At 70.4% G+C, this 11,287-nt stretch carries 12 protein-coding genes; 6 read left to right on the forward strand and 6 right to left on the reverse strand.

Features of this window, described 5'->3' with window-relative positions:
* The first annotated feature begins 315 nt into the window (after positions 1–315).
* From H0E82_RS08285 to H0E82_RS08295, 3 genes are all read left to right on the forward strand, one after another.
* On the forward strand, positions 316–1,410 hold the full coding sequence (locus H0E82_RS08285; protein WP_180544988.1) for a calcium/sodium antiporter: 1,095 nt from the start codon (positions 316–318) through the stop codon (positions 1,408–1,410).
* Between the two features lie 168 nt (positions 1,411–1,578).
* Positions 1,579–1,968, forward strand: a complete 390-nt coding sequence (locus H0E82_RS08290) for a BlaI/MecI/CopY family transcriptional regulator (RefSeq protein ID WP_180544989.1) — start codon at positions 1,579–1,581, stop codon at positions 1,966–1,968.
* 1 nt (position 1,969) lies between these two features.
* Positions 1,970–3,808, forward strand: coding sequence for a M56 family metallopeptidase (locus H0E82_RS08295; RefSeq protein WP_180544990.1), 1,839 nt, complete (start codon positions 1,970–1,972; stop codon positions 3,806–3,808).
* Between the two features lie 60 nt (positions 3,809–3,868).
* Here H0E82_RS08295 and H0E82_RS08300 read toward each other — a convergent pair whose 3' ends face one another.
* Together H0E82_RS08300 and H0E82_RS08305 are read right to left on the reverse strand one after the other, a co-directional pair.
* On the reverse strand, positions 3,869–5,029 hold the full coding sequence (locus H0E82_RS08300; protein WP_180544991.1) for an AAA family ATPase: 1,161 nt from the start codon (positions 5,027–5,029) through the stop codon (positions 3,869–3,871).
* A 33-nt stretch (positions 5,030–5,062) separates the two neighbouring features.
* Positions 5,063–6,085: an SMP-30/gluconolactonase/LRE family protein gene (locus H0E82_RS08305; RefSeq protein WP_180544992.1), complete on the reverse strand. Its 1,023-nt coding sequence runs from the start codon at positions 6,083–6,085 to the stop codon at positions 5,063–5,065.
* Positions 6,086–6,514: 429 nt separating this feature from the next.
* On the opposite strand from H0E82_RS08305, the gene H0E82_RS08310 reads away from it, so the two are divergent.
* From H0E82_RS08310 to H0E82_RS08320, 3 genes are all read left to right on the forward strand, one after another.
* Positions 6,515–6,910, forward strand: coding sequence for a hypothetical protein (locus H0E82_RS08310; RefSeq protein ID WP_180544993.1), 396 nt, complete (start codon positions 6,515–6,517; stop codon positions 6,908–6,910).
* Between the two features lie 178 nt (positions 6,911–7,088).
* Positions 7,089–7,607 (forward strand): RNA polymerase sigma factor, encoded by a 519-nt coding sequence (locus H0E82_RS08315; RefSeq protein WP_180544994.1) that lies wholly within the window; start codon positions 7,089–7,091, stop codon positions 7,605–7,607.
* A 10-nt stretch (positions 7,608–7,617) separates the two neighbouring features.
* Complete coding sequence (locus H0E82_RS08320; RefSeq protein ID WP_180544995.1) at positions 7,618–8,277, forward strand: hypothetical protein; 660 nt, start codon at positions 7,618–7,620, stop codon at positions 8,275–8,277.
* Between the two features lie 69 nt (positions 8,278–8,346).
* Here the strand turns inward: H0E82_RS08320 and H0E82_RS08325 are convergent, their stop codons facing one another.
* The 4 genes from H0E82_RS08325 to H0E82_RS08340 form a co-directional block, all read right to left on the reverse strand.
* Positions 8,347–8,862, reverse strand: a complete 516-nt coding sequence (locus tag H0E82_RS08325; RefSeq protein ID WP_180544996.1) for a hypothetical protein — start codon at positions 8,860–8,862, stop codon at positions 8,347–8,349.
* Between the two features lie 240 nt (positions 8,863–9,102).
* Positions 9,103–9,567, reverse strand: coding sequence for a peptide-methionine (R)-S-oxide reductase MsrB (msrB, locus tag H0E82_RS08330; RefSeq protein ID WP_180544997.1), 465 nt, complete (start codon positions 9,565–9,567; stop codon positions 9,103–9,105).
* A gap of 266 nt (positions 9,568–9,833) precedes the next feature.
* Positions 9,834–10,226 (reverse strand): copper resistance protein CopC, encoded by a 393-nt coding sequence (locus tag H0E82_RS08335; protein WP_180544998.1) that lies wholly within the window; start codon positions 10,224–10,226, stop codon positions 9,834–9,836.
* A gap of 51 nt (positions 10,227–10,277) precedes the next feature.
* Complete coding sequence (locus H0E82_RS08340) at positions 10,278–10,970, reverse strand: copper resistance protein B (RefSeq protein ID WP_425600327.1); 693 nt, start codon at positions 10,968–10,970, stop codon at positions 10,278–10,280.
* Positions 10,971–11,287 lie beyond the last annotated feature (317 nt).

Below are 11,287 nucleotides of genomic sequence, written 5' to 3' on the forward strand. Positions count from 1 at the left end.
TCCAGGGAGGCCCATGCGCATGGCCGGACACCGGCGGCGACGATGTGCCGGGGTGACTTCGCACTCCGTCCGGGAGCGCTCCACCGGCGCGTTGTACCGCCGGGCATGCATCGCCTGCCGGGACGTGCTTCCAGCCGACCGGATTCCGTGCATACCGCACCGGGGCCTGCGCGCGGGCTGCCGCTTCCCGTCGTCGGACAGGCCACGCCCCTGGTGGAATCGTGCCCATCTCGCAAATTCGCGACGCCGGAGACGCGTCGCGCATACCATTCCCCGCCCGCCGGACTCCGGCTCTCCGCAAGGTCGCGACCGCCCATGCTCAACGTGCTGATGTTCGTCCTTGGACTGGCCGCGCTGATCGGCGGCGCCGAGCTGCTGGTCCGTGGCGCGTCGCGCCTGGCGCTGTCCTTCGGCATTTCGCCGCTGGTCGTCGGCCTCACCGTGGTCGCGTTCGGCACCAGCGCCCCGGAGATGGCGGTGTCGGCGGGCGCGGTGCTCGGCGGGCAGACCGATCTGGCCGTCGGCAACGTGGTCGGCAGCAACATCTTCAACGTGCTCTTCATTCTCGGCGCGAGTGCGCTGGTCGCCCCGCTGGTGGTCCACACCCAGGTCATCCGCCAGGAAGTGCCCATCCTCATCGGCGCCTCCGTCCTCGTGGCCGTGCTCAGCCTCGACGGCAGCCTGGGCATGCGCGATGGCGGTCTGCTGCTGGGTCTGCTGTTGGCCTACACGGTGTTCCTGATCGTCCAGTCGCGGCGCGAACTGCGGGCCGGCACCGAAGGCGACACACACGCGTCCGAAGTGCCCGCGGCGGCGCCCGGCGCGTGGGACGCACGGCTTCCGGTGCAGTTGCTGCTGATCGGCGTGGGGCTGGGTCTGCTCGTACTGGGTTCGAACTGGCTGGTGGGCGCCGCGGTCGCGTTCGCCACCGCGCTGGGCGTGAGCGACGTCGTGATCGGTCTGACCATCGTCGCCGCCGGCACCTCGATGCCGGAAGTGGCCACGTCGATCGCCGCGGCACTGAAGGGCGAGCGCGACATCGCGGTGGGCAATGCGATCGGCAGCAGCACGTTCAATCTGCTCGGATGCCTGGGGCTGTCCGGACTGCTGGCCGGCGGCGTCGGGCTGGGCGTGCCGCCTTCGCTGCTCACCTTCGATATGTGGGTCATGACCGCGGCTGCGGTGGCCTGCCTGCCGATCTTCGTGACCGGGCGCGAGATCGCGCGCTGGGAGGGCGCGCTGTTCCTCGGCTACTACGTGGCCTACGCCAGCTACCTGATCCTCGCGGCGCAGGACCACGACGCCCTGCCGGCGTACTCGAACGTGATGATGGGCTTCGTGATTCCGTTGACGGTGGTGACGCTGGTCGTGGTGCTGATCCGGCGCCCGGCGGCGCCTACCGCGCGCTGACGCCGTTCGGCGTACCCGGTGGTGCCGCGATCGCGCCGCAGCGGGTGATCGGCAGAGCCTTCTTCCCGACGCATCCGCTCGTCGGCCACCGGCATGACCTTCGACCTGTTGACTACACCTGTCGTCAAGCGGCAGGATTGACGACAGGTGTAGTCAAGCGAGGGTGTGATGACCAAGAAGACGATCGGGGACCAGGAACTGGCCCTGCTGCAGCACCTGGACGAAGCCGGCCCATCCACCGTCGGTGAAGTGGCGGCCGCGTTCGGCGAGCCCCGGGGGCTCGCCCGCTCCACCGTGTTGACGATGATGGAGCGCCTGCGCGCGAAGGCCTATCTGCGCCGCAGCCAGGCCGGCGGCGGCGCCTACCGTTATGCACCGACGACCGGTCAGGACGAAGTGGTGCGCAGTGCGATCGGCAGCTTCGTCGAGAAGACCCTGCAGGGCTCGGTGTCGCCGTTCGTGGCGTGGATGTCGGAGCGCAAGGAGGTCAGCGACGACGAGCTCGCCGAGCTCGAGGCGCTGGTCGCCAGCCTGCAGTCCAAGCGCACCGGAGCCTGACATGGCCATCGCCGCACTCATCGATCTGATGCTGCCGCGCCTGCTCGCGGCCAGCGTGCAGGGCACGCTGCTGGTGGCGCTGGTCTGGGCGCTGTGCCGTGCCCTGCCCCGGTTGCCGGCGGCCGCGCGCTGCTGGCTGTGGTGGCTGGTCGCGCTGCAGCTCGTCGTCGGCCTGGTGTGGTCGTCGCCGGTCGCGTTGCCGCTGCTGCCCGCGGTCGGGCAGGTGGTGGCCGCGCCCGCTGACGTCATGACCGCCCCGGTGGTGGATGCGAACCTCGCCTTCGCCCCCGTCGCCGTCGATGCCGTGCAGATGGACGCCGCCGCGCCGTCCGCATGGTCGTGGATGTTCGCGCTCGGCGTGCTGTGGCTGCTCGGGATCGCGGCGATGATCGCGCGCAGCGTGCAGGGCTTGCGGCGTTCGCGCCGCCTCGTCGCCGGCGCCGTCCCGTGCGAGGACCGCACGCTGCTGCAGGCACTCGCCCTTGCCGCCGATGCACACGGCCTGCGCGCAGCGCCCGAGGTCCGCGTGTCGGAGGCGATCGCGTCGCCCCAGCTGATCGGCCCCTGGCGTCCCGTGCTGCTGCTTCCGGACGGCTATGCACAGTCCCTGCGCGCCGACGAACTCGACATGGCGCTGACCCACGAGCTGGTGCACCTGCAGCGCCGCGATCTGTGGCTCGGCCTGCTGCCGGCACTGGCCCAGCACCTGTTCTGGTTCCACCCGCTGGCGCATCTGGCGCTGCGCGAATACGGCCTCGCCCGGGAGGGCGCCTGCGATGCCGCGGTGCTCGCCGGCCAGGACCACGGCGCGCGCGAGTACGCGCAGCTGCTGCTGCGCCTGGGCATCGCGTCGCGTCCTGATGCCGGCCTGGCCAGCGCATCGCCCGACTACACCTTCCTCAAGCGGAGACTGACCATGCTGCAGACCACCCGTCCGCTGTCGCGTGCGATCGCACTGTCGACCACCCTGCTGGTCGCCGCCGTCGGCGTGCTGCCCTACCGCGTGACCAATGCCGCGCCCATGCCGCCACCGCCTCCCCCGCCGCCTGCGCCGGCCGCGATCGCGCCACCGGCACCGGAGACGCCGCCGGCACCACCCGCACCGCCGATGCCGGTCAGCCCCGCAATCCCGCCGGCACCGGCCACACCGGCCGCGCCACCGGCGCCTCCTGCCCCGCCCGCCCCGCCCGCACCGGACGACAGCGACGCACGCGGCCATGTGCACACCATCCGCACCCAGGTCCGGCAGCGCGACACCGGCCCGATCCGCGGCACCTTCACCCTCAGCCGCACGCCGGGCGCCGAGTCGTACGTGCTGCTCGACAGCGCGCACAGCGTCGCGATGAGTTCCACCGACGAACTGCGCGAGGCGCGCGCCGCGCAGCAGGGCGAGGGCCCGATGCTGTGGCTGCGCCGCGGCGACGACCGCTACATCGTGCGCGATGCCGATACCGTCGCCCGCTTCCGTGCGGCGTTCGACGACGTGCGCGACCTCGGCGAGCGGCAGGGCGCACTCGGCGAACGCCAGGGTACGATCGGTGCCGAACAGGGCACGCTGGGCGCACGCCAGGGCGAGATCGGCGGCCGCATCGCCGAGCTGGCCCTGCAGGCGGCACGCAGCGGCGACGACGCCTCGCGCCGCAGCGCACTGGACGCACTGCAGGCCGAATCGCGCGCGCTCGGCGCGCAGATGGGCACGCTGGCGAGCCGGCAAGGCGTACTGGCCGGCGAACAGGGTGAACTCGCGAAACAGCAGGCCGACGCACAGGTGCGCGCCGCCCGGCAGGCCCGCGCGATCGTCGACGAGATCATCGCCAGCGGACGTGCCGAGCGGCTCTGACGCCGCGTCCATCGAGCGCGTCCAGGACGGCCCGGCAACGGGCCGTCCGCACGTCCGGCGTCAGCGCTCGGGCCAGTGCCACGCAGGTGCGTCGAGCATCCCCTGCCCGTCGATCACGGTCTGGCTGTCGCGTTTGACCAGCTGGACCGGGTTGCAGTCGGAGCTCTGCTCGAGCGCGGCGATCAGCCGCGTCGCGTGCGAGACCACCCAGACCTGGGTGCGCTGCGATGCCCCGTCGATCAGCCGCGCCAGGGCCGGCAGCAGATCCGGATGCAGGCTGGTCTCGGGCTCGTTGAGCACCATCAGCGGTGGCGGTCGCGGCGTGTGCAGCGCGGCGATCCACAGGAGATAGCGCAGCGTGCCGTCCGAGAGTTCGGCCGCCGACAACGGCCGCAGCAGGCCGTGCTGGCGGAACTGCAGCGAAAAGCGCCCGCCGTCGACCAGCACCTCGACGCGCGCGCCGGGAAACGCATCGGCGACCGCGGCGTCCAGCGCTTCGGCATCGCCGATCTCGCGGATCGTCGCCCAGGCCGCGGCGAGGTCGTGCCCGTCATGACTGAGCACCGGCGTTCGCGTGCCCAGTTGCGGCAGACGCGCCGGCGCATCGGCATCGGCGCGGAAATGATCGTAGAAGCGCCAGCCGCGGATCGTCTCGCGCAGCTGCAGCACTTCCGGCGCATCGCGCGGATCGGCGATCTGCGCGAACAGGCTCTCGAAGGGATTCAGATGCTCGGCGGCCACGCGCCAGTCGCGGCCGTCGCGCACGCGCACCAGCGCGCCGCGGCGATCGACCAGCGTGTTGCCCTGACGCAGGAACGGTCCGCCCCAGATCACCTCGCGCTTGATCTCGGGATCACGGGCGAACAGCGACTGCGACGGCACTGGCAAGCCGAGATCGATCGCGTACCCGAAGTCCTCGCCGGCGAATCCGAGTTTCAGAGAAACGGGCTGCTGCCGCGGCCCGCCTTCGACCGGCACCTCGCCGCGGCGCATGCGTGCGCTGAGCGTTTCCGGCCCCGCCCACAGCGTCGACTGCAGGCCGCCCTCGCGCGCCAGTGCCGGCACCACGCCACCCTGCGCGGTCTCGGCCAGCAGACGCAACGCGCGGTACAGGCTGGACTTGCCGCTGCCGTTGGCACCGGTGACGAGATTCAACCGCCCCATCGGCACCACCAGCGTGTGCAGCGAACGGTAATGGGCGATGGCGAGCGTGGTCAGCATGGCCGAGGCGACACGAATGGAGACGCCGGGGTATCAGCGCGTCGGCGAGGTCCCGGCGATCAACAGACGCACCCGCGCGAGAATGCTGTTGGATGTCATGTACAGCGTGCGGCCGTCGTCGCCGAACGCGACATTGGCCACCGGGCCGCCGGTTTCGATCCGACCCAGGCGCGTGCCATCCGGTGCGAACACCAGGACTCCGCCGGGGCCGGTGGCGAACAGCGTTCCGTCGGCGGCGATGGCCATCCCGTCCGGCAGCCCGGGGGCATCGTCACCCACCTCGGCCGTCGAGTCGGCGAACACGCGTCGCGACGTGACCGCGCCGTTCCCGTCCAGCGCATAGGCCATCCACACCGCGCGTTCCGGATCGGAATTGGCGACGTAGAGCGTGCGACCGTCGGGCGACAGCGCGATGCCGTTCGGCCGGCTCAGGCTGTCGTCGAGAAGCTGGACGCGGCCGTCTGCATCGAGCCGGTACACCCCGTTGAACGGCAACTCCTTGACCGGCGATTCGTCGAAGGCCTCGAGGCCGTAAGGCGGATCGGTGAAAAAGATCGCGCCATCGGCGCGACGCACCACATCGTTGGGGCTGTTGAAGCGGCGTCCGTCGAACGCATGCGCCAGCACAGTCTTCTCCCGCGTCCGCGGGTCGAGCCGGGCCAGCACGCGGTTGCCGGAGTCGGCGAGCAGAACGGTGCCGGAGGGTTCCGCGAACAGGCCGTTGGCGCCCGCTTCGCGCAGCACCTCGAGCGGCGGCCCTGCATAGCCCGAGGGTTCCATGAACACCGAGAGGCCGTCGGCCTCCGACCAGCGATGCATCCGGTTCTCCGGCACATCGGTGAACAGCAGATAGCCGCCATCCTCGATCCATGTCGGACCCTCGGCCCAGGTGAAGCCCTCGGCGAGCCGTTCGATGCGCGCGTCCGCGGCCACGACGCGCTCGAAACGCGGTTCCTCGGACGCGACGCGCCCGATGGACGGAAATCCGGAGACGCTCGCACACCCGCTGACCAGCGTGGCGACGACGAAACCCGACAACGGCAGAAAACAGCGCATGGCATCCCTCACTCCGGACGTGGAGGCCAAGCCTGCCACGTTGTCGCGCCGGACGCGCGCCGGCGTGCCGTGATGCCCACGCCGCGAGGCGCGGCGCGCAGGACCCATAAGGAGCAATTCGACATGTATGAGGCGAGACCTGTGCGCACCCCGGCTCGTGCAGACCTCGCGCTCGTGAGCGACCGCGGTCCGGGATGCGCGCTCCGACGCGTGTCTGCCGGCCCATCCGACGCGCGCCGATGCGATGCGCTGCGCGATCAGGCATCCAGGGGCATACGCCGCGGCTCCCGTTTGCTGTGGTTCGAAAGCGACACGCCGGACAACGGTCCGGCCGGCAGACGGCGGAAGACCGCTCTGCCGTGAGCAGCGTGGCGGATGCCGTCTGCCCACCGCGTTACCGTCTCGACCTCGTGCCCCGAAGATCGGCCCATGCTGCAGTCGCGCATCGATACCGCCACGCATGGCGATGGCCAACCCGGGCTCACCATGTTCCAGCGCATGCTGGTCGGCGTCATCCTGGCCAGCGTGGCCGTGGCCGTGCTGTCGACCGGGCCCGTGGTCCGTGCCGTCGCCGAGTCCGGCCTGCCCCGGCTCGAAAAGGGGTTCGGCGCTGCGATCTCCTCACGGACCGGCACACCCGCCACGCCATCGTCGGTGAGCGGTTCACGCCGGGGGCGGCGCGCGCCTGCCGGCACGGCATCGAACGCCTTCTACACGCCGCTCCGCATGCGCTTGCGCAGCCTGCTGGCCGTCGTCGGGCCCGCCGAAGCGGCGCACGGTCACGCTGCAGCCTCTCGCCGGGCCTCGGCCCGCGATCACGCCTGACCCCCGCGATGCAGCCATGGAGTGTCCCCGAGACACGGGGCCCGAGGGTCGGTGCCCGAGCTCTGCGCCGATTCCGCTTCGAAGCATGGATGCCCGCCGAGGACCGCCCACCGCCAGCGGTGTGATATCCACCGTGCACCTGCGAACCACTCCATGACCGCCCAACGCGAGACGCCCCGTGGACCCTGCAGTTACCGCCGCCGCACTCGACGACGAGCATCGGACGTTCGCCCGGTTGCTGCGCGAACACCAGGGCATCGTCGCCACCGTGGCGGCCAGCTATTGCCGCGATCCGCACGATCGTGCCGATCTCGCCCAGGAAATCGCGGCGCAGCTGTGGCGGGCGTGGCCGAACTACGACCCGGCCCGTCGCTTTAGCACCTGGATGTACCGCATCGCGCTCAATGTCGCGATCAGTGCGGTGCGCAGCGCGGCGCTGCGCCAGCGGCACGCGGTGCCGTTCGACGAGCGCCTGCACGACGTGGCCGATCCCGCGCCGCGCGATCCGCAGGCCGAGCAGCAGATCCGCGCGCTGCATGCCTTCATCCAGGCGCAGGCACCGCTCGACCGGGCCCTGCTGCTGCTCTATCTCGACGATCGCAGCCACCGGGAAATGGCCGAGATTCTCGGCCTGAGTGAAACCAACATCGCGACCAAGATCAGCCGGCTGCGCCAGCGCATCCGTCACGAACTCTGAGGAATCCACGATGCAAGACGAAGATCTCAAAGCCGCTTGGCACGCACTGGAAGCACGCATCACCCGGAGCGATGCGCTGCAGCTCGCGGTGCTGCGCGAAACCCGGCTGGCGCGCGCGCGTGGCCACCTGCGTCTTTTCAAGGCGGGTCACTGGCTGCAATGCCTGCTGGGCCTGGGACTGGTGGCACTCGGCGTCGCCTGCTGGACCCGCAATCCCGGTGTCACCGGCCTGCTCGTCGCAGGAATCGCGCTGCATGCCTTCGGCCTCGTCAACATCCTCGGCGGCATCACCAGCCTCGTACTCGCGTCGCGTATCGACTACGGCGCGCCGGTCCTGCGCATCCAGCGGCAGCTCGCCGCGCTGCTGCGTGCCTATGCGCTCAATTCCACGATCTGCGGACTGCCGTGGTGGACCATGTGGGTGCCGGTCGTGGTGGCCGTCGCCGGCCTCGGCGATGTGCCGTCCGGCAACGGGACACCGGCCTGGATCGTCTGGAGCCTGACGCTCAGCACGGTGGGTCTCGTGGCGACGGCGATCTACGGTCTGGGGCATCGACGCCGCATTCTCGCGACGGCAGACGCGGACGCGCGCGACTGCAGCGACGGGGCCGACGGCATCCGTCGCAGCCGGCGCGTGCTGGCCGAGATCGCCGAGTTCGAAGCGCGCTGAGCGCGCGCCCCGCGAAGCGTGCCCGCCAGGACCGGATGCCCGGGCCGACCGCGCTGGGCGCGCGGATGGTCAGCCGCCGGCGGGCCGAGGCAGGCGCCGCCAGAGGCGATACGCCAGCGGGTAGACGATGCGATGGGCCAGCATCGAGACGACCACGACGACGCTGCCGATGAGCACCGGCAGCACCGCGCCGAACACGAACGTCATCGCCAGCACGAAGCCCAACAGGCACTCGGCACGATCGGCGCGGAGCAGCACGGCGAGACCCAGGGCCGCCATCAGGACCAGACCGGCGAGGTTTTCGTGTCCCTGCACGAAGGCGACGGACAGGAATACGCCCGTCAAGGCCGCGACCGAGAAGCCGAACACGCCTGCGAGCACGACGCGGCGCAGGTCGGCGGCCCGGTCCAGGCGACGCGCCAACCTGCCGGACGCCCACCAGGCCAGGGCCGGCAGCAGGATCAGGCCCCAGCCGTTCCAGATGGCGGGCAGCGCGGGGTCGGCCAGCAGATGGTGGCTGACGATGCCGCCATGCAGATGTTCCCAGGCCAGATGGGCGAGCTCGGCCAATGCCACGCAGGCCACAGCCCAGATCCGGATCGCGTGCGTCCGGCGCCCTGTCCGATTGTCGATGACTGGCTGCACCGCTGTTCTCCCCGACCGAGTGCGCCACTCTGTCGCCCTACCACGTGAGCCGCATGTGGGATCGGTCACCGTGACTTCCGTCCGCCGGAGATCGCTGCACCGCTACCTCGATGCGCGGTCTCCGCCGCGAGCGCCGGTGTCGGCGCGCCCATTGGGCACCTGGACACCCGTCAACGAGGTCTAGGCACTGCCAGTGTCCGCGTCGCCGCGCTGCAACGGATCCGGCAACGACGCGTTCGCATCGACGAAGGACAGCGACACGGAGTTGAGGCAGTGCCGCTCGTAGGTGGGCGGCGGCCCGTCCGGAAAAACGTGGCCGAGGTGACTGCCGCAGCGGGCGCAGACTTCTTCCACCCGGATCATGCCGTGGCTGGTGTCGCGGATCAGGGTGATGTGCGCCGGATCGAAGGGCGCGAAGAAGCTCGGCCAGCCGGTGCCGGAATCGAACTTCGCGCTGGAGCGGAACAACGGAAGGCCGCACAGGCGGCAGCAATAGGTGCCCTCGCGCTTGTTGTCGAGAAAGACACCGCAGAACGGCGCTTCGGTTCCGTGCTGCAGCAGCACACGGCGCTCGTCGGCGGTCAGGCCGGCCTCCAGCACGGCGCGCTGGTCCGGGCTGGGCGGGTTGAGATCGAAACGGCTCATGCGGGCGTCCGGCAGGGGAAGTGGCAACGAGATGGCGACGCAGCCCGCAACGCGCAAGGCCTTGCGGCATGTCGACCTGGCGGGATGGTGCCGGCGCCACTCTGTCTTCAGGACGCCGTGGGATTTCCCTGGGTGCCAGGCGACCGGTACGGCATTCAAGTCGCGCGCGGGGCCCGGCCCACATTCGCAGGACCGAACGCCGGAGCAGGTCAACGGCCGGCGTCTCTCGGCGCCTTCGAGTGCCCGCCGGGCGGGCTGCGGCGCGCTCAGTGCATCATGAAACCGAAGCTTCCGGACCTCGGGTGCCCGTCGGTCCCGATGACATGCCATTCCACACGATAGTGACCCTGCGCGGGCGATTGTTCGGGTGTGGCCCATACACGTGTCCTGGCGCGGTCCATCGTGATCGCGAGACCGCCGACGGGCATTGCCTCACCCCCGGCGCCAAGCCGGCTCAGGGTGACCCTGGCACTGCCGGGCTGGAGCGCCCCGTCGAAGACGAGCTCGATGCGCGGTAGCGCGGGGACATGGGCGTCGGCTGCCGGTGTGGAGCCGACAAGGTTCACGTGGGCCGCGGCGCCGCTGGAGGCCAGCAGCACGGCTGCGAGCAGGAGCCCGCGCAGCAACAACCGGGAGGACAGAACGAACATGGTGGACATCCTTTCTTAGTCGAGGGATCAGTCAAATTCGAGAGTGCCGGGGGCTCAGCCTCAGAACCACACGCGGATGCCGGCAACCAGGTGTGTATCGCGCGCATGCTCGCCGGCCGTGCGCCGATGGCGGGCGGTACCGCCAAAGGCCCGTTCATGAGCAAGGCCGAAGTACGGAGCGAAGCGCCGGCTGAATTCGTACCGTAAGCGCAGGCCGGCGTCGAGCATGGCGACGCCGGACCCGAGGTGCGCAGCCGGCTCGTCCTTGAGCGCGATGGTGGCCTCGATCTGCGGCTGCAGGATCAGGCGGTTGGTAATCCGCATGTCGTACTCGGCTTCCATCCTGATCTGAACCTGGCCGCCACTCGCGGCATAGGCAGTTGCCGAGACCTCGAACATATAGGGCGCAAGGCCCTGAACGCCCAGCGCCGCCCAGGTACGGGAGGCCGGCCGCGTGTCGTGACGCACGCCCATCACGACATCCCACCATGGATGCACGCTGCGTCCGTAGAGTGCCTCCAGCTCGAGGGCGCCGCTACGTCCGCCCTCGCGCTCGCCTTCGCTGCGCAACCAGAGACGATCGAGATCGGTGCCCACCCATGCTGTCGCCTCCCAAGCCTGCCCGGTGCCGTCGTCCGCACCCCAGACTTCGAGCCGGTCGACAAGCACCATCCAGTTCACCGCTGACGCGTGCTCCATCGAATGATGGTCAAGGCTCGGAAACGCCGCCGCGATATCCGCCGCGGTCGGCACCGGGATCGGAGTGCGAGGTGTGGCCCGCCCCGCGGAAGGCATCGTGCAGTGTCCAATCGCAGCATGTTCCGGCGTGCAGGCCGGAGCGGCAGGCGTCGATGGATACTCGTGCGCGTGACCGGACGATGCCGGCATCGTGCAATGTCCCATCGCTGCATGGTCCGCCGTGCAGCCTGGAGCGGCAGGCGTCGCAGAATGCCCGTGCAGGTGCTCGGACGATGCCGGCATCGTGCAATGGCCCATCGCTGCATGTTCCGGCGTGCAGGCCGGAGCGGCAGACGTTGTTGGTCGCTCGTGCGCGTGACCGGACGATGACG

Source organism: Luteimonas deserti, from assembly GCF_013425765.1.
Taxonomy (GTDB): domain Bacteria; phylum Pseudomonadota; class Gammaproteobacteria; order Xanthomonadales; family Xanthomonadaceae; genus Luteimonas; species Luteimonas deserti.